The organism is Salegentibacter holothuriorum, assembly GCF_900168045.1.
In the GTDB taxonomy this organism is placed as follows: domain Bacteria; phylum Bacteroidota; class Bacteroidia; order Flavobacteriales; family Flavobacteriaceae; genus Salegentibacter; species Salegentibacter holothuriorum.
The window spans coordinates 621,750-638,864 of the sequence record NZ_FUYY01000002.1; the positions used below are offsets into that span (position 1 = coordinate 621,750).

19 protein-coding genes are annotated in these 17,115 nt (G+C 37.5%); 16 read left to right on the plus strand and 3 right to left on the minus strand.

Features of this window, described 5'->3' with window-relative positions:
* The first annotated feature begins 8 nt into the window (after nucleotides 1-8).
* The 15 genes from B5X51_RS07120 to B5X51_RS07190 all read left to right on the plus strand — a co-directional run bounded on the left by B5X51_RS07120 (nucleotide 9) and on the right by B5X51_RS07190 (nucleotide 12,980).
* Complete coding sequence (locus B5X51_RS07120) at nucleotides 9-239, plus strand: AtpZ/AtpI family protein (protein WP_079720350.1); 231 nt, start codon at nucleotides 9-11, stop codon at nucleotides 237-239.
* The gene (locus B5X51_RS07125; RefSeq protein ID WP_079720352.1) at nucleotides 229-612 is read left to right on the plus strand and encodes a hypothetical protein; all 384 of its coding nucleotides are present in this window, start codon (nucleotides 229-231) and stop codon (nucleotides 610-612) included. Before B5X51_RS07120 ends, B5X51_RS07125 begins: the two co-directional genes overlap by 11 nt.
* Before the next feature lie 134 nt (nucleotides 613-746).
* Nucleotides 747-1,838 carry a F0F1 ATP synthase subunit A gene (gene atpB / locus B5X51_RS07130; protein ID WP_079720748.1) on the plus strand — a complete coding sequence of 364 codons (1,092 nt, stop codon included), beginning with the start codon at nucleotides 747-749 and terminating at the stop codon, nucleotides 1,836-1,838.
* 23 nt (nucleotides 1,839-1,861) lie between these two features.
* A complete protein-coding gene (atpE, locus tag B5X51_RS07135) occupies nucleotides 1,862-2,086 on the plus strand; it encodes an ATP synthase F0 subunit C (protein ID WP_079720354.1) in 225 nt (74 codons plus the stop codon).
* 84 nt (nucleotides 2,087-2,170) lie between these two features.
* Nucleotides 2,171-2,665, plus strand: a complete 495-nt coding sequence (locus B5X51_RS07140) for a F0F1 ATP synthase subunit B (RefSeq protein ID WP_079720355.1) — start codon at nucleotides 2,171-2,173, stop codon at nucleotides 2,663-2,665.
* Nucleotides 2,666-2,671: 6 nt separating this feature from the next.
* Nucleotides 2,672-3,226, plus strand: a complete 555-nt coding sequence (atpH, locus tag B5X51_RS07145) for an ATP synthase F1 subunit delta (RefSeq protein WP_079720356.1) — start codon at nucleotides 2,672-2,674, stop codon at nucleotides 3,224-3,226.
* Nucleotides 3,227-3,301: 75 nt separating this feature from the next.
* Nucleotides 3,302-4,882, plus strand: a complete 1,581-nt coding sequence (gene atpA / locus B5X51_RS07150; RefSeq protein ID WP_079720358.1) for a F0F1 ATP synthase subunit alpha — start codon at nucleotides 3,302-3,304, stop codon at nucleotides 4,880-4,882.
* A gap of 119 nt (nucleotides 4,883-5,001) precedes the next feature.
* Entirely contained in the window at nucleotides 5,002-5,862 is an 861-nt protein-coding gene (atpG, locus tag B5X51_RS07155; protein ID WP_079720359.1) for an ATP synthase F1 subunit gamma, read from the plus strand.
* A 115-nt stretch (nucleotides 5,863-5,977) separates the two neighbouring features.
* Nucleotides 5,978-6,421 carry a hypothetical protein gene (locus B5X51_RS07160; protein WP_079720749.1) on the plus strand — a complete coding sequence of 148 codons (444 nt, stop codon included), beginning with the start codon at nucleotides 5,978-5,980 and terminating at the stop codon, nucleotides 6,419-6,421.
* Nucleotides 6,422-6,446: 25 nt separating this feature from the next.
* Nucleotides 6,447-7,898 (plus strand): oligosaccharide flippase family protein, encoded by a 1,452-nt coding sequence (locus tag B5X51_RS07165; RefSeq protein WP_079720361.1) that lies wholly within the window; start codon nucleotides 6,447-6,449, stop codon nucleotides 7,896-7,898.
* 2 nt (nucleotides 7,899-7,900) lie between these two features.
* Nucleotides 7,901-8,335 carry a dUTP diphosphatase gene (gene dut, locus B5X51_RS07170; RefSeq protein WP_079720363.1) on the plus strand — a complete coding sequence of 145 codons (435 nt, stop codon included), beginning with the start codon at nucleotides 7,901-7,903 and terminating at the stop codon, nucleotides 8,333-8,335.
* An 87-nt stretch (nucleotides 8,336-8,422) separates the two neighbouring features.
* On the plus strand, nucleotides 8,423-9,439 hold the full coding sequence (locus B5X51_RS07175; protein ID WP_079720750.1) for a sugar phosphate nucleotidyltransferase: 1,017 nt from the start codon (nucleotides 8,423-8,425) through the stop codon (nucleotides 9,437-9,439).
* Between the two features lie 170 nt (nucleotides 9,440-9,609).
* Complete coding sequence (locus B5X51_RS07180; protein ID WP_079720365.1) at nucleotides 9,610-10,986, plus strand: tetratricopeptide repeat protein; 1,377 nt, start codon at nucleotides 9,610-9,612, stop codon at nucleotides 10,984-10,986.
* Nucleotides 10,987-11,757: a lipoprotein insertase outer membrane protein LolB1 gene (locus tag B5X51_RS07185; RefSeq protein ID WP_079720367.1), complete on the plus strand. Its 771-nt coding sequence runs from the start codon at nucleotides 10,987-10,989 to the stop codon at nucleotides 11,755-11,757.
* Nucleotides 11,757-12,980 carry a murein hydrolase activator EnvC family protein gene (locus tag B5X51_RS07190; RefSeq protein WP_079720369.1) on the plus strand — a complete coding sequence of 408 codons (1,224 nt, stop codon included), beginning with the start codon at nucleotides 11,757-11,759 and terminating at the stop codon, nucleotides 12,978-12,980. The genes B5X51_RS07185 and B5X51_RS07190 overlap by 1 nt, the downstream gene beginning before the upstream one ends.
* Nucleotides 12,981-13,271: 291 nt before the next feature.
* Here B5X51_RS07190 and B5X51_RS07195 read toward each other — a convergent pair whose 3' ends face one another.
* Both B5X51_RS07195 and B5X51_RS07200 read right to left on the minus strand, forming a co-directional pair.
* Nucleotides 13,272-13,784, minus strand: a complete 513-nt coding sequence (locus tag B5X51_RS07195) for an acyl-CoA thioesterase (protein WP_079720371.1) — start codon at nucleotides 13,782-13,784, stop codon at nucleotides 13,272-13,274.
* A gap of 57 nt (nucleotides 13,785-13,841) precedes the next feature.
* Nucleotides 13,842-14,774, minus strand: a complete 933-nt coding sequence (locus tag B5X51_RS07200; protein ID WP_079720373.1) for an HU domain-containing protein — start codon at nucleotides 14,772-14,774, stop codon at nucleotides 13,842-13,844.
* 98 nt (nucleotides 14,775-14,872) lie between these two features.
* Here B5X51_RS07200 and dprA point away from each other — a divergent pair, with 98 nt between their 5' ends.
* Nucleotides 14,873-15,973, plus strand: a complete 1,101-nt coding sequence (gene dprA, locus B5X51_RS07205) for a DNA-processing protein DprA (protein WP_079720375.1) — start codon at nucleotides 14,873-14,875, stop codon at nucleotides 15,971-15,973.
* Between the two features lie 160 nt (nucleotides 15,974-16,133).
* Here the strand turns inward: dprA and trpS are convergent, their stop codons facing one another.
* Nucleotides 16,134-17,102: a tryptophan--tRNA ligase gene (gene trpS, locus B5X51_RS07210; protein ID WP_079720377.1), complete on the minus strand. Its 969-nt coding sequence runs from the start codon at nucleotides 17,100-17,102 to the stop codon at nucleotides 16,134-16,136.
* Between the last annotated feature and the right edge of the window lie 13 nt (nucleotides 17,103-17,115).

Here is a 17,115-nt window from a genome sequence, read left to right on the forward strand (position 1 = left end):
CTTAAAATATGAAAAATGATAACTTAAATAAATACCTGGGTTTTGTGAATATTGCTTTCCAGATGGGAATCATTATTGCTGGCGGTGTTTTGTTGGGGATTTGGTTAGACGGGAAGTACCCCAATAAATATTCTGTATTTACAATTTCCTTATCGCTATTAGGTGTTTTTATAGCACTTTATCAGGTTTATAGAAGTGTAGTTAAAATGAGTGAAGAAGACGAAAAATATGAAAAATGATTTACTGGCTTTCCTAAAGCGATTGCTTCCTTTTACCTTAATACTATGGTTAATTCAGTTCCTGCTGCAGCATTATGTTTTGGAGCTTGAATTCTACTATAGCAGTTTTAGTATTTACCTTTTCCATTTCCTGGCTACATTTCTTATTTATTTAAGCCTGGTTTTTGTTTACCGCAATTTTACCGAAAACACAGGTTTTGCCTTCATGGGTTTAACTTTTTTTAAAATGGTTATGGCGGTAATTTTCTTGCTTCCCTTAATCTTAAGCGGCGTAGATACAGTATTTGTAGATATTCTTGCCTTTTTTATCCCTTACTTTTTGTATTTGATCTTTGAGACGATATATGCGGTGAAACTAATAAACAGAGCTTAAGGGGCTGTTTATCAGTTGTGATAATAAAAATAACGCTTTTGCTAAAATTTTAGTTGGGGTGCTTTCAAATAAAAATTAAAAGTATACCTTTGCACCCGAATTTAGAGCCCATAATTTTAAGCAGAACAGGTACTATGATAGCACATAAATCTTTAAAGATTATAGTGACGTTTACACTAGCCTTAGCCTTACTTCCTTTTAACGCTTTTGCCAAGGATGATTCTCAGGCAGAAGAAAGCAAAGATGAATTTAATCCTACCGATATGATTATGCACCATATTGGTGATTCTCACGGTTGGCATTTTTTTGGAGAAGGAGATAGTTCTTATACACTACCACTTCCGGTAATTCTTTTTACGGAAGAGGATGGTTTTGTGACTTTTATGTCTAGTGAGTTTCATCACGATACAGAAGGGCAATACGTTGTTGAGAAAGACGGAATGCGTTTTGTAAATTATCACGAAGATATTTACAAATTAGATGCAGGTGCTCAAGCTGTAGAGTTTGATGAGGAGCACAATGTATTAAATGCCAGTAAACCCTGGGATTTCTCTATAACCAAGAACGTAGCCGCTATGTTCTTAACGGTTATCTTAATGTTGATTTTCTTCTTTGGTTTGGCTGGGCATCACAAAAAGAGTAAAAATGCACCTGCCGGTTTTAATAATATTTTAGAGACTTTGGTGCTTTTTGTGCGAGATGAGATTGCGAGACCTCAAATTGGCGAAAAGAAATATATGAAGTTTATGCCGTTTTTATTAACTGTATTTTTCTTTATCTGGATCACTAACCTTTTAGGTTTATTGCCGGGTGCAGCAAACGTAACGGGTAATATAGCGGTAACTGTTTCTTTAGGACTTTTTACGCTTGCATTGATAGTGTTCAACGCGAATAAAGATTTTTGGCAGCATACTTTATGGATGCCGGGAATCCCTACTTTTGTTAAGCCAATCTTAGCCGTAGTAGAGGTTCTTGGGTTGCTTATAAAGCCTATTGCATTAATGATTCGTTTATTCGCTAATATTACGGCAGGACATATTATTATTCTGAGTTTATTAGCATTGATATTTATATTGGAAAATGCAGGAGTTGCCGGGATTTCGGTTCCTTTTGCACTTTTTATAACAGTACTGGAATTGCTGGTAGCATTCCTTCAAGCGTTTATTTTTACAATGCTGTCTGCCTTATTTATTGGGGCTGCGGTTGCGGAACATGAACATCATTAATTTTAATTTTTAATTTTTTTACTATGGAATTATTACACGTAGGTCTTTCAGCTTTAGGAGCTGGATTAGCAGTTATTGGAGCCGCTTATGGCGTAGGTAAGATTGGTGGTTCAGCAATGGACGCTATTGCCCGTCAGCCGGAAGCTTCTGGAAAAATCCAGACTGCAATGATTATTGCTGCTGCACTTGTAGAGGGTGTTGCTCTTTTTGGAGTTGTAGCTGCATTATTAGGGGTTTTAACTGCCTAATAAAATTTCAAAACCCATTCGTAACGGTTGGTTGCGAATGGGCTTTTTAAAAATGATGTTAACAGGTATTATAAATAAATAACTATGGATTTAATTACTCCTGAAGTTGGTCTGATTTTTTGGCAAACTATTGTTTTTCTAATATTGATGTTTATTCTTGCCAAATTCGCCTGGAAACCAATTCTTGGTGCGGTAAGAACTCGTGAAGAGTCTATTAATGAAGCTCTGGCTTCTGCTGAAGATGCGCGTAAGGAAATGCAAAATCTAAAGGCAGACAATGAGAAATTGTTACAGGATGCTCGCGCCCAAAGAGATGAAATTCTTAAAGAAGCTCGTCAGTTAAAAGAGAAAATGGTTTCTGAAGCTGAAGTAGACGCTCAGAACAAAGCCGATAATATTGTTGCCAAAGCCAAAGAGAGCATTGAGATGGAGAAGCGTGCAGCTATGGCCGATATTAAAAATCAGGTTGCGACCCTTTCTATAGAAATTGCTGAAAAGGTTATTGGGAAAGAATTATCTACCGAAGAAAAACAACATCAAATGATTGATAAGATGTTGAACGATGCTACCTTAAATTAAGAAATAATGAAAGGAACCAGGGCAGCACAACGTTACGCGAAAGCGATTTTAGATTTGGCTAAGGAGAAAAACTCTGCAGATATCGTTTTTACTGATATGCAGCAGATTTCTCAAACTATTGCAAAGAGTAAAGATTTAGCAGAAATGCTTAAGAGTCCGATTGTTAATACAACGGTGAAGAAAGCCAGTTTAAAAGAGATTTTTAAGGATGCTGGAGAAATTACCTTAGGTGCTTTTGATGTACTTATTGAAAACGGAAGAGTAAATATTCTTGATCTGGTCGCTCGAAATTATATAGTGCGTTACAATGAGATGAATCGTTCTCAGGAAGCTATAGTGACTTCTGCAGTTCCGTTAACGGCAGAGCTGGAAGAAAGAATTTTGGCCAAAGTGAAAGAATTAACTGGATCTGGAGCGAAAATTAAAAATGTTGTCAATAAAGATATTATAGGAGGTTTTGTTTTGAGAGTTGGCGATTTGCAATATGACGCCAGTGTATCCAGAAACCTTAATAGGTTAAAAAGGGAATTGAAAACAAACGCATATATTTCATCTATATAAATTGCCCATAATGGGCTTTCAAAAAGTTAATAAAAACCGTCGCGAAATTATCGGGGCATTTTATCTTAAATAATTATGGCAGAAGTAAATCCTGCTGAAGTATCAGCAATATTAAAGAAACAATTATCAGGTTTTGAAAGCGGAGCCTCATTAGACGAGGTGGGAACTGTACTTACTGTTGGTGATGGTATCGCTAACGTTTACGGTTTGGCAAACGCACAATACGGAGAATTGGTTCAGTTTGAAAGCGGCCTTGAAGGAATGGTATTAAACCTTGAGGAAGACAATGTAGGTATTGTATTACTTGGGCCTTCTAAAGATATTAGAGAAGGATCTGTAGTAAAAAGAACCGAAAGAATTGCTTCTATCAACGTTGGTGAAGGAATTGTTGGTCGTGTAGTAGATACTTTAGGAAATCCTATAGATGGTAAAGGTGATATTGAAGGGGAAACTTTTCAGATGCCATTAGAGCGTAAAGCGCCTGGTGTAATTTACCGTCAGCCGGTAAGTGAACCAATGCAAACAGGAATCAAATCTATTGATGCGATGGTACCTGTAGGTAGAGGGCAGCGTGAGCTTGTGATTGGTGACCGTCAAACTGGTAAAACTACCGTTTGTATTGACACCATTCTTAATCAAAAAGAATTTTATGATGCAGGGGAACCTGTACACTGTATATATGTTGCAATTGGACAAAAAGCTTCAACTGTAGCAGGAATTGCAAAGGTGCTTGAAGATAAAGGTGCAATGGAATACACTACCATTGTAGCTGCAAACGCATCAGATCCTGCTCCTATGCAGGTTTATGCTCCTTTTGCAGGTGCCGCTATTGGTGAGTACTTTAGAGATACTGGTCGTCCTGCTTTAATTATCTACGATGATCTTTCTAAGCAAGCCGTTGCATACCGTGAGGTATCTTTGCTTTTACGTCGCCCACCGGGACGTGAAGCTTACCCTGGAGATGTTTTCTTCTTGCACTCAAGATTATTGGAACGTGCTGCAAAAGTTATTGATGATAACGATATTGCACAGAATATGAATGATCTTCCTGATTCTCTTAAAGGAAAAATAAAAGGAGGAGGTTCTTTAACTGCACTTCCAATTATTGAAACACAGGCTGGTGACGTTTCAGCATATATCCCAACCAACGTAATTTCTATTACCGATGGCCAGATATTCCTTACTTCAGATTTATTTAACTCTGGGGTTCGTCCTGCAATTGATGTTGGTATTTCTGTATCTCGTGTAGGTGGTTCGGCACAAATTAAGTCGATGAAGAAAGTTGCCGGTACTTTAAAATTAGACCAGGCACAATATAGAGAACTGGAAGCTTTTGCTAAATTCGGTTCAGATCTAGATCCTACTACTTTAAGAGTGATTCAAAAAGGTAAACGTAACGTGGAAATCCTTAAACAGGCAGAAAACGATCCTTATCCGGTAGAAGAACAGATTGCAATTATTTATGCAGGTTCTAAGAACTTGCTAAAAGATGTGCCGGTAGAGAAAGTGAAGGAATTTGAAAAAGATTATCTGGAATACCTTAATACTAAACATAGAGATATGTTAGATACGCTAAAAGCCGGTAAATTAACCGATGAGGTTACAGATACCCTGGTTACAGTAGCGAAAGAGCTTTCAGCTAAGTATAAGAAATAGTATTGAGTATTGAGCTTAGAGTAGTTAGAAACTTAAGTTCATATTTAAACTTTAAATAAATTATAGGTATCGAGTATTTTGTCTAAAATCTAAATACTCGATACTCAATACTAAATAAAATGGCAAACTTAAAAGAATTACGTAGCAGGATTACTTCGGTATCATCAACGATGCAGATTACCAGCGCCATGAAAATGGTATCGGCGGCAAAGTTGAGCAGGGCTCAGGATGCGATCACGCAAATGAGACCTTATTCGGAAAAATTAACTCAGCTGTTACAGGATTTAAGTGCAACCCTGGATGATGATACCAGTAGCAAATACGCTGAAGAGCGTGAGGTTAAAAATGTGCTGGTTGTAGCTATATCATCTAATAAAGGTCTTGCAGGTGCTTTTAATACTAATATTGTAAAGGGTGTTAAGTACAAAGCCAAAAACGATTACAAGTCCCATAATTTAGCGCTATATACGCTTGGTAAAAAAGCCAATGATGTGCTAAAAAAGGACTATGAGGTTTTTAAGAATAATAACGAGATCTACGACGATCTTTCTTTTGAAAATGTTTCAGAGATTGCCGAAGAATTAATGCAGTTATTCTTAGATGAAAAATATGACAAGATCGTATTGGTGTATAACCAGTTTAAGAATGCGGCAACCCAAATTGTACAACACGAACAATTCCTGCCCATAGAACAATTTGAAACTGAAGAAGAAAAGCAACTCGATTACCTTTTTGAACCTTCAAAAATTGAAATTGTAAAAGAGCTTATTCCTAAATCTCTAAAAATGCAATTGTTTAAAGCATTAAGAGATTCTTTTGCTTCAGAACACGGTGCGCGTATGACGGCAATGCACAAAGCAACCGATAACGCAAAAGAGCTTCGTGACGATCTTAAATTGTCTTATAACAAAGCTAGACAGGCTTCTATTACCAATGAGATTTTAGAGATTGTTGGCGGTGCAGAGGCATTAAATGGATAAGACCAAATAATAATATTCCGGAAGTAATTCCGTTCTAAAAACCCGTAAGTTAACTACGGGTTTTTTATTTGGTATGCGTTTTGTTTTTGTACTTTTAAACAACAAACTTTCTATTATGAAGAAACTACTATTTTTATTCTGCAGTATATTCGCTTTGAGCCTATTTACGGGCTGTGGCGGCAATAAGGAATTACAGGAACGTGCGCCCGCACAGTTTCAGAATATTTATTATACTCAGGGTGAAAATGGGTTAAATCTCCACATCCCTGTGGCGGTTATACAGGATGACCGGGTAAGTTTAGATAGTGTTTATTTTAGAGGAATGAAATCTCCATTGGTTCAGGATAAAGAACAAACCAATCTCTTTACCGCCAATTTCAGCACTGCAGATGGAATGGATATAATGAGTTCTGATCCCGCTGAAGAAAACAAAAACAGGGTTCCACAGCGTACTGAGGAAATGCCTTTTGAGCTTGAAGATGACGAAGCTATTCTCGTGTTTTCTCAAAATCAAAAAACCGAATATTACAAGCTAACAGGAATAGTAGCTCAAAATTAAATCTTAAATCTAATTTTTCTTCCTGTTGAGTACCTTTAAGAAACTCTTTCAGCAAACTTTTGTATACGGCCTCGCTACGGTGTTGCCGCGTATGCTTAATGTGCTTTTAATACCGCTATATACCCACGTTTTGCCCAAAGAAGAATATGGCGAGGTTTCTATAATCTTCGCGTATTTTGTGTTTTTTAATGTCATCCTTGCTTATGGGATGGAAACTGCCTTTTTTAGATTTTACAATAAAATGAAGAACAGCAAAGAAGTTCTAAGTACTTCTGGCTGGTCTATTGTAGCTACTTCTATAGTGTTTTTTGCCGCAGCTTTTTTAGCTCAGAACTTTATTGCTGAAATAGCGAATATTCCGGTTAAATACATTCAACTGGTTATCTGGATTCTATTCCTGGACGCACTGGTTATCATCCCGTTTACCTGGTTACGAGCAGCCGAAAAACCTATGCGTTTTGCTGTAATTAAAATTATAAATGTTAGTATAAACCTGGGGCTAAATATTTTCTTCTTACTGTTTTTAGAAGATCTGGCCGTAGAGAATTCTCTTTTTCAAAGTATTTATGTGCCAGATTTTGAGATCAGTTATATCTTTATTTCCAACCTGGTGGCTAGTAGCGTAACGCTTTTAATGATGCTGCCTTTCTATTTCAAAATAGACTTCAGTTTTAATACCGGTTTATGGAAATCTATGATGTCTTATGCATTCCCGGTCTTAATCGCCGGACTTGCTTTCTCGATAAACGAAGTTTTTGACAGAATAATGTTAGATTATTTGCTTCCGCAGAATATAGCAAGAGAAGAAATTGGGGCTTATGCCGCTTGTTACAAACTAGCCCTGTTTATGACACTTTTTGCTACAGCTTTTAGGTTGGGAATAGAGCCTTTTTTCTTTAGTCACGCAGAAAATAAAAATGCACCGGAAACCTATGCGATAATCACCAAATACTTCGTGGTTTTTGGAAGTTTTATTCTTGTGGCCGTTATTGTTTTTATAGATATTTTAAAGGAACTTTTAATTCAGAATAGCTCTTACTGGGAGGCAATGCATATTGTGCCGCTTATTTTGTTGGCAAACCTTTTCCTTGGTATCTATCACAATCTCTCTGTTTGGTATAAGATTACAGATAGAACTCGTTTTGGCGGTTATATCTCTGTAGTAGGAGCTTTATTCACGCTTACGCTCAATATTATTTTAATTCCATATATAGGCTACACCGGTTCTGCTATTGCAACTTTGGTAGCTTACGGGGTAATGATGTTGCTTTCTTATTTCTACGGAAAAAAATATTATCCCATTCCATATAACCTTAAAAAAATAGGCGGCTATTTAGTACTTTCCGTCTTATTTTCGGTATTTTCCTTTTATGTTTTCCGCGGAAATTATTTCGTGGGAATTAGCTTATTAATAATCTTTCTTGGAACGGTATATGTTTCTGAAAGAAAAAAATTTATTAAAATCTTACAATCTTAACTATGCAAGTAAAGATCATCAATAAATCGGCACACAAACTGCCGCATTACGAAACTGAAGCTTCGGCAGGAATGGATCTTAGAGCCAATATTTCTGAAGCAGTTACGTTAAAACCATTAGAAAGAACTATCGTTAAAACCGGACTTTTTATAGAGCTTCCGGTTGGTTACGAAGCTCAGGTTAGACCACGAAGTGGCCTGGCCGCCAAAAAAGGGATTACCGTGTTAAACGCACCCGGAACCATAGATGCCGATTATCGTGGTGAAATAGGGGTGATTCTCGTGAATTTATCTAACGACGAGTTTACCATAGAAAATGGTGAGCGTGTTGCTCAAATGGTTATCGCCAAACATGAACATATTTCCTGGGATGAAGTTGAAACTTTGGAAGAAACCACGCGTGGTGCAGGCGGCTTTGGAAGTACGGGAAATACATAAAAAGCTATTTAATAAGCCATTTATTATGAATAAAATTAATTTTAATCAATGATTTCCGCCTGCGCGGAAATGACAAATATTAAAAAAATGAAGATTATAGTGCCTATGGCAGGTCGTGGTTCACGACTTCGTCCTCATACGTTAACAGTACCAAAACCTTTAATTCCAGTAGCAGGAAAGCCAATCGTGCATCGCCTGGTAGAAGATATTGCAAAAGTTTTGGACCAACCTATAGACGAGATTGCTTTTATTTTAGGAGATCCGGCCTTTTTTGGAGATGATGTTGTGGAGAGTTTAGAAAAACTTGCTAAGAGCTTGAATGCAAAGGCTTCAATTTACCGTCAGGATCAACCTTTGGGTACCGGTCACGCTATTATGAGCGCCAAGGAATCCCTTTCTGGCCCTGCGGTGGTTGCTTACGCTGATACTTTAATAAAAGCCGACTTTAAACTCGATAAAGATGCCGATGCGGTAATCTGGACTAAAAAAGTCTCTAATCCCGAAGCTTTTGGGGTGGTGAACCTTAACGAAAAGGACGAGATTATAGAATTGGTTGAGAAGCCAAAAGAATTTGTAAGTGACCAGGCAGTAATTGGTATTTACTATTTTAAAGATATTGCCGTTTTAAAAGAGAAGTTGGAAGAAGTATTGAATGAAAATCTTATGCACGGTGGGGAATACCAGATTAACGATGGTATTAAGAAAATGATGGCCGAAGATAGGATCTTTAAAACCGGAACCGTAGATGAATGGATGGATTGCGGAAACAAAAATGTAACCGTAGAAACCAATGGTAGAATGCTGAACTTTCTTCACCAGGATGGTGAAAAATTGATCTCAGATTCTGTAAAGATCACTAATTCTGAAATTACTGAACCTTGTTATATTGGTGAAAATGTAGAGCTGGTAAATGCTAAAATTGGTCCCAATGTTTCAGTGGGCGACGGAACTAAAATAACTGATGCTGAAGTGAAGAATAGCCTAATTCAAACTTTTGCTGAAGTGAGAAATGCAAAACTAGATAACGCGATGATAGGTAATTTTGCGAAATTTGATGGCAACTTTACCCAAATTAGCATTGGCGATTATTCAACTTTAGAATAAGCTTATTTAAGGGGTTGTTTGAAGAATCCGGTTTCGTCAAGCTGAACTGGTTTCAGCTTCTAACATGTTTTGACGAACAATAAATTAGATCCTGAAATAAATTCAGGATGACGGTCTTAAAAATTTTTCAAACAACCTCTTTATTTCAATTTTATCCTGAAATTTAATCTATGAAAAAGTATGTCTTCATTATTGCTATGCTTTCAGGAGCGCTGTTTTCCTTTCAGGGGAGTTCTGCCCAGGAAAAAGAGGTGGTGCTTAAAGATGTAAATCGGGATGATCTTGGGAATGTAACCGATGAATTTCAGGAGCAATTCTTTGAGGCTTTAAAACAAAAAGGTATTGAGAACTACGAAAAAGCCATTCTTGCTTTAGAAGAGTGCCAAAAGCTGGAACCTAATAATCCGGTAGTGTATTTTGAAATGGCCAGGAATTACAATGAACTGGAGGATTATGATAGGGCGATTGCAAACCTTGAAAAAGCCCATCAATTAGCACCTAGAAGAGAAGATGTTCTAAACCAACTATATAAATCGTATACGAGGGCAAAGCAATATGATAATGCTGTAGAAAGCCTGCTGAAATTGTTGAACTTTGACAATGATTACAAAGAAAAGCTTGCCAATATTTATCTGTTGAATCGGCAATATGAAGAAGCACTTCAAACTATAGATGAGCTAGACAAAGAGGAAGGCCCTTCTACTTACCGAAACCAATTACGCAGACAAATTTATGCCCGTACCGGCGACACCGCGGCACAAATAGAGAACCTGGAACAGGGAATTGCTAATAACCCTGAAAACGAACAAAATTACCTCAATCTCATTTATATCTACAGTGATATGGGTGAAGATGAACAGGCTTATAATACTGCTTTGCAATTATTGGAAGCCAACCCGGGATCTACTTTAGTGCACCTGGCGCTGTATAAATTTCACTTAAATAGAGAAGAAGCTGAAGAGGCTGTAAGTTCAATGAAAATTGTTTTTGATAGTGAAGAAATTGACCCCGAATCGAAGTTTAAAGTACTCAATGATTTTTTAAATTTTGTAGATAATAATCCCGAGTATGAAGAAGATTTAATGCAGGTAAGTAAAATGCTTAGTGAGCGTGAAAATGCACCAAAACTTTATGGGCAATTGGGTCAATATTATATGAAACGCGGGGAACTTGAAGACGCGTTAAATTTTTTTAATGCCGGTTTAGCCGAAAACACAGAAGATTTTCAGCTAGTAAAGAATACTATTTTTATTCAGTTGGAGTTAGAAAAGTATAAAGAGGCCCGGGATTTGAGTAAGGAGATGCTAGAGGTTTTTCCGGCGCAGCCTGTTTTGTTTTTATTACAGGGAATCGCACGAAACCAATTGGAAGAGCCTCGTGAAGCTATAGAAATACTTACATTTGGCCTGGATTATTTAATTGATAATCCCAGGATGGAAATTGACTTTTACATGCAGTTAAAAATAGCTCATGAAAAACTTGGAGAAGAAGAGAAATCGGCTGAATATTCACAAAAAGTAGAAGCTTTAATAAAAGAAATAGAATAGATGTATAGAAAGATTTTAGGACTGGTATTATTAAGCCTTTTTCTAGTTTCCTGCGGAAGCGGGAAAGGGGCGAAAGGAATTGCTACTAAAAATGCTGAGGCTGCAAATATTATAGAAAGTCATTATAATGCTGAAGCCAACTTTACCACGCTTACCGGGAGATTAAAAACGGTTTATCAAAGTGAAGATCGTACACAATCGGTTAATCTAAGCTTTAGAATGGAGAAAGATAAAGCGATTTGGATGAGTGCTTCGGTATTAGGGTTTCCCATTGCCAAGGCTTATATCACTCCCTCCAGAGTAAGTTATTATGAAAAGGTGAGTCAGACTTATTTTGATGGAGATTTCCGCTTGTTAAGCGATTTATTGGGTACGCCATTAGATTTTCAGAAACTTCAGAATTTACTCATAGGCCAGGCAATTTATGACCTTAGGGGAGAGGAGTTTGAATTTTCCCAAACCGCAAAAGGTTTCCAGTTTATGCCTTCTAAAGAAGGATTGATAAGAAAAATGTTTCTGTTGAATTCAGGAAATTTTAAAGCTGTTGCCCAGCAACTTGCACAAACAAGAGAAAATAAAAGTGTGACGGTAACTTATTCTGACTATCAGAACGTAGAAGGCAGGATTTTTCCGGAAGAGATAAGTATAATTGCTAATGAAGCCGGGAATAGCACAAGAATAGAACTTACTTACCGTTCACTGGAATTTGACCGGGGTGAATTAAGTTTTCCGTTTGATATTCCATCGGGTTATGAAGAAATTAGTTTGTAATGGAGTTTAAGAAGTTTTCTGTATTATTATTTTGCTTTATAGTCTTACTGCTTTCGGCGGGAGATCTGTCAGCTCAAACAACCAGGGAGACCCTGGAGAAAAAACGGGTGGAACTTAGAAATGAAATCCGCAGAATAAATGAGCTAAGAAGTAGTAACAAGCAAAAGGAGCGTTCGGTCTTAAGTCAGGTAGAAGACTTAGATCAACAGATAAGGAGTACAGAAAACTTAATAAAAATCACTAACCAGCAGGCAAACCTGTTAACCAATCAAATAAGCGCCAATACCACTAAAATTTCTCGCCTTAGACAGGAACTGGAAGAACTTAAGGAAGATTATGCCGGGATGATAGAGAAATCTTACAAAAGCAAATCTTCGCAAAGTAGGATAATGTTCTTGTTGTCTTCAGAAAACTTTTTGCAAGCCTATAAACGCTTGCAGTATATGAAACAATATACCAATTACCGAAAACAGCAAGGAGACGAAATTCAAAATAGAACCGAAGAACTTCAGGAGCTTAATGCCGATTTAGCCAATCAAAAAGAGGCCAAGGATGCGCTTATTGTAGAAAACAGACAAACCAGAGCACAACTGGAAAAGAATAAAAAGGCACAGCAGGATTTGATGCAGAATATTAGAAGTATGGAAGGTGAATTCGCTGCGCAGATTAGGCAAAAACAACAAGAAATTAATAAAATAAACGCTCAAATTGAGAAAATGATTCGGGAGTCTATTGCGAAATCTAATGAAGAAAGTGGCTCTAGTGAAAGGGATGTTTATGAATTAACTCCTGCCGCAAAAGCCCTTGCAGCAGACTTTGTGAAGAATAAAGGCCGTTTGCCGTGGCCGGTGCGTTCTGGCGTGGTTACTTCTCGTTTTGGTAGGCAGCCACATCCTGTGGTTAAGTCTATAAGCATCAATAATAATGGGGTAAATATTGATACCGATTCTGGCGGAAAGGCACAGGCTGTTTTTAATGGCACTGTTAGTGAAGTTCAGGTATTAAAAGGGGCTAATAAAGCGGTAATGGTAAGGCACGGAGATTACATTACTATTTACGATAATCTTGAAAAAGTATTTGTAAAAAAAGGAGATGTAGTGAATACCGGGCAGGATCTTGGCGCTGTGGCTACAAGCCGAACCTCCGGAAAAACTACTTTACACTTTTTAATCTATAAGAATATGCAAAAAATGGACCCCGCAGACTGGATCCTGGAAATGTAATTTCTTTACTCGATAATCGAGATATAATGCCTGTCTTAAAATCCAAAAATTTTTCCATTTAATGACTTGTAGACTTGCCTCGAGATAATTTACACAAGCAAACTTTATCAGGTTCTGTATCTTAAGGATCTTAGTTGTATCCTCAATAGCCTAATTTAAAAAGGACTGGACATTTAGAAGATAGATTTATTCGGATCATTCCCAACTTACGCTAGAAATTTCCTCCAATTATTTTAAAAGTAAAACTTGTTATAGATTTGAAATAAGGCTTCTTGAATAACCCCACAAAGGCTAATTCTCAAATAAAGCTTTGAGTTCTGTAGCTTCATTAGGCTTCATTTTTCCGGCAAGAACAAGGCTAAGTTGCTTTCTTCGTAGAGCAGCCTCGTAGCGTTCTTTCTCCAGTTCTGTTTCGGGCTCTAAAGGAGGAACCGCAACAGGAGAACCCGTTTCGTCTACGGCTACAAATGTGTAGATGGCCTCATTGGCTTTAGAGCGATTTCCGCTTTCGCGATCTTCCACCCAAACATCAATAAAAATCTCCATTGAAGATTTAAAAGCCCTGGAAACCGCAGCTTCCACAGTAACAACACTTCCCAAAGGAACTGCTTTATTAAAAGCTACGTGGTTTACTGAAGCGGTAACCACAATACGGCGGCTATGTCTTCTTGCTGCAATGCTGGCGGCACGATCCATTCTGGCAAGTAATTCGCCACCAAATAAATTATTGAGAGGGTTGGTTTCACTAGGTAAAACCAAGTCGGTTAAAGTAGTTCTGGATTCTTCTGGGTGTTTTGCCTGCATTTTACCAATTTTTGGCAAAAATAAGGTGCTTTGGGCAATTTACAGCTTAAAGAACTATTAAAGTTCCTGTACTAATAGCCAGGCCGCTTCATTTAAAGACTTTACCTCCCGTAACATGTTTATTGCATCGCGTCTTTTCTCGTGGCTGGCGTAAACCACCTGGTGCAATCCATATTTATTTTCACCTAGAAGATGTGCTTTAAAGCCTTCTTTTCTTAGTTCTGCAACTTTGGTTTTCGCATTTTCCTCTACACGAAATGCTCCGGCTACAATATGATAATTCCCGGTTTGTTTGGCTACATTAAAAGTAATTGCAGGCAATGGATTATCTATAACAAAGGTTGCTTGCTGAATTTGTTCCTGGAGTTGTTCCTGTGCCTGTTGTTGCTCGGCTATATTGTGTTTAGAAACCTGGCTACTATAAATATTTAGCCCGGTAAAACCAGAAATTCCCAGGGCAATAAGACCTATAGCTGCATATTTAAGATAAGCTGGGGTTTTTCTTCTTCTTTCTGGGGTAAAAAGTATAGGAGCTTTTTCTTCAAGCTCTTCAACTTGCTTTTTGTATGTTTCTCTACTAATTCCTGAAGCTTTAAAGCTATCCAGTCCAAAAGAATCGGTTAGGTAGTTTACGTGTTCAAAAGGTTCAAACTGAAGTTTTTCTTCCGAATAAAATAAACGCCCAATATTTTCTAGCTCAACTTTACCATCTTCCTCAAAAGATTTTTCCAGTTTACCTACAAATTCAGCAATCATATTTACCGAAGTAGTATAGGATACTTTTTGAGCTGCTGCAATATAATTTGCCAAAAGGCCATCGTTCTTTCTTAATTGCGAATTAAAGGAGACCACTTTCTTGGGTGGGTAGAAAGTTTGAGTTGCCTCGTCTATATATGCCGATTCTTTTTGGGATAAAAAAGCCCCAAAGCCTGGCAGAATTACGCATTCGTAACGATAAAGTAAATCCTGGATGTAGTTAGCTATCTTCATTGCCGCAAAAATAAGGTGTTATTTTAATCCTCCTAAAGTTACCCAAAGAAATTTTATTAACAAATGTTTTTTTCTGTAATTTTAAGGAAAATCCAATTATGTCTTCAGAAGAATTATTATATGTCCTGGCCTTGCAACATATTCCAAATCTGGGAGATACGCTTGCCAAGAAACTGATTAGGCATTTGGGAACGGCAAAAAACGTTTTAAAACAGAAAAAGCAGGATTTATTGAAAATTGACGGAATTGGTGCTTACCGTTTGCGCGATTTCTTTGATGCTTCTCATCTTAAAGCAGCAGAAGAAGAGCTGAAATTCATAGAGAAGAATCATATAAAAGTACTTTATTTTAAAGATCAGGATTATCCAGACAAATTAAAGCATTGTATAGATGGCCCGGTGGTACTATTTCAAAGAGGAAATATTAACCTAAACAACCAAAAAATTATTAGTGTGGTGGGTACTCGTAAGATCACACAAAGTGGTGTGGCGTTTTGTGAAAAATTTATTGAAGAATTGAGTCCGTTAAACCCGATAATTGTTTCTGGATTCGCTTATGGAGTTGATATCACTGCGCAAAAAGCGGCTGTAGCTAATAACCTGCAGAATATTGGCTGCTTGGCACATGGATTAGATCAGATTTATCCAAAAGTGCATCAAAAATATATGGCTTCAGTTGAAGAAAATGGAGGCTTTTTTACCGATTTTTGGAGTAGTGATGATTTCGACAGAAATAATTTTTTAAAGCGAAATCGAATAATCGCCGGCCTAAGTGAAGCTACCGTGGTTATAGAAAGTGCCGAAAAAGGCGGCTCGTTGGTTACTGCAGATATTGCAAATTCTTATAATCGTGAGGTATTTGCTGTACCGGGAAGACCTTCTGATAAATTAAGTAAAGGCTGCAACGATCTGATAAAATCTCAAAAGGCTCACTTGCTTAATTCAGCAGCAGATTTAGTTTATATGCTTAATTGGCAGCCGGAAGTAGCAGCAAAACCGGTGCAAAAACAATTATTTATAGAGCTTGATGCAGAAGAAAATAATGTGTTGGATTTTTTACAAAAGGAAGGGAAAACCCAGCTAGATAGCATTGCGCTAAACTGTAACTTTCCCTCTTATAAAGTTGCGGGTATTTTAATTAATATGGAATTAAAAGGCGTGGTGCGCCCATTACCCGGTAAATTATTTGAATTGATCTAGTGTTAAGTTAAGCCAAAATCATCGCATAATCCAATGTTTTTTTGCGGCATATCATCGTTAAAAAATAATTCCGTAGCTACGGCTATGCAATGATTTTTTGCCTAAATCTGCCACAAAAATCCTCGATTGCCTTATACGCCATTTCAGCTTTCACTTAACATCAGTAACCTACTTTTTTCCTTACTCGGCTTATCACTTCGTCGGCTACATTTCTGGCTTTTTCAGCACCAACTTCCAGTGCCTTGTCAATCTCTACCAGGTTATTCATATAATATTCATACTTTTTGCGCGGAATTTTAAACTGCTCTAAAAGTATTTCGTATAAAGCCTGTTTAGCGTGCCCGTATCCATACCCGCCAGCTTCATAATTCTTACGCATTTCAGCGATTTGCGCTTCTGTGGCTACTAATTTATAAAGGGCGAAAACATTACAGGTATCAGGATTTTTTGGTTCTTCCAAAGCAGTGCTATCGGTGTCAATAGCCATAATTTGTTTCCTGAGTTTTTTATCGGTTACGAACAGGTTTATGGTATTGCCTTTAGATTTACTCATTTTAGCGCCATCCGTGCCCGGTACATACTTCGTGTTTTCCTCAACTTTAGCCTCAGGAATTACAAAAGTATCACCCATTTTTGAATGAAAACGGGAAGCTACATCGCGGGTAATTTCTAAATGCTGAAGCTGATCTTTTCCTACAGGTACAATTTCGGCATCATAAAGTAAAATATCTGCCGCCATTAACATGGGGTAGGAGAAAAGCCCGGCGTTTACGTCTTCCAGCCTATCAGATTTATCTTTGAAAGAATGCGCTAAGGTTAAGCGCTGGTATGGAAAAAAGCAACTTAAATACCAGGAAAGTTCTGCCGTTTGTGGGATATCGCTTTGACGATAAAAAACTGTTTTTTCAATATCTATACCGCAGGCAAGCCAGGTTGCTGCCACAGAATAGGTGTTGTTTCTTAAAGTTTTGGCATCTTTTATTTGGGTTAGCGAATGCATATCTGCAATAAAAATAAAAGACTCGTTATCGGGTTTGTTGGCCATTTCTATAGCCGGTAAAATGGCACCCAATAAATTTCCTAAGTGTGGAGTTCCTGTACTTTGTACTCCTGTAAGAATTCTGGACATCTACTTTTCGGTT

Excerpts from the sequence above, each read along its gene's own strand:
- B5X51_RS07120 (WP_079720350.1), top strand. The coding sequence starts at position 9 with ATGAAAAATGATAACTTAAATAAATACCTGGGTTTTGTGAATATTGCT.
- B5X51_RS07125 (WP_079720352.1), top strand. The coding sequence starts at position 229 with ATGAAAAATGATTTACTGGCTTTCCTAAAGCGATTGCTTCCTTTTACC.
- atpB (WP_079720748.1), top strand. The coding sequence starts at position 747 with ATGATAGCACATAAATCTTTAAAGATTATAGTGACGTTTACACTAGCC.
- atpE (WP_079720354.1), top strand. The coding sequence starts at position 1,862 with ATGGAATTATTACACGTAGGTCTTTCAGCTTTAGGAGCTGGATTAGCA.
- B5X51_RS07140 (WP_079720355.1), top strand. The coding sequence starts at position 2,171 with ATGGATTTAATTACTCCTGAAGTTGGTCTGATTTTTTGGCAAACTATT.
- atpH (WP_079720356.1), top strand. The coding sequence starts at position 2,672 with ATGAAAGGAACCAGGGCAGCACAACGTTACGCGAAAGCGATTTTAGAT.
- atpA (WP_079720358.1), top strand. The coding sequence starts at position 3,302 with ATGGCAGAAGTAAATCCTGCTGAAGTATCAGCAATATTAAAGAAACAA.
- atpG (WP_079720359.1), top strand. The coding sequence starts at position 5,002 with ATGGCAAACTTAAAAGAATTACGTAGCAGGATTACTTCGGTATCATCA.
- B5X51_RS07160 (WP_079720749.1), top strand. The coding sequence starts at position 5,978 with ATGAAGAAACTACTATTTTTATTCTGCAGTATATTCGCTTTGAGCCTA.
- dut (WP_079720363.1), top strand. The coding sequence starts at position 7,901 with ATGCAAGTAAAGATCATCAATAAATCGGCACACAAACTGCCGCATTAC.
- B5X51_RS07175 (WP_079720750.1), top strand. The coding sequence starts at position 8,423 with ATGAAGATTATAGTGCCTATGGCAGGTCGTGGTTCACGACTTCGTCCT.
- B5X51_RS07180 (WP_079720365.1), top strand. The coding sequence starts at position 9,610 with ATGAAAAAGTATGTCTTCATTATTGCTATGCTTTCAGGAGCGCTGTTT.
- B5X51_RS07185 (WP_079720367.1), top strand. The coding sequence starts at position 10,987 with ATGTATAGAAAGATTTTAGGACTGGTATTATTAAGCCTTTTTCTAGTT.
- B5X51_RS07190 (WP_079720369.1), top strand. The coding sequence starts at position 11,757 with ATGGAGTTTAAGAAGTTTTCTGTATTATTATTTTGCTTTATAGTCTTA.
- B5X51_RS07195 (WP_079720371.1), bottom strand. The coding sequence starts at position 13,784 with ATGCAGGCAAAACACCCAGAAGAATCCAGAACTACTTTAACCGACTTG.
- B5X51_RS07200 (WP_079720373.1), bottom strand. The coding sequence starts at position 14,774 with ATGAAGATAGCTAACTACATCCAGGATTTACTTTATCGTTACGAATGC.
- dprA (WP_079720375.1), top strand. The coding sequence starts at position 14,873 with ATGTCTTCAGAAGAATTATTATATGTCCTGGCCTTGCAACATATTCCA.
- trpS (WP_079720377.1), bottom strand. The coding sequence starts at position 17,102 with ATGTCCAGAATTCTTACAGGAGTACAAAGTACAGGAACTCCACACTTA.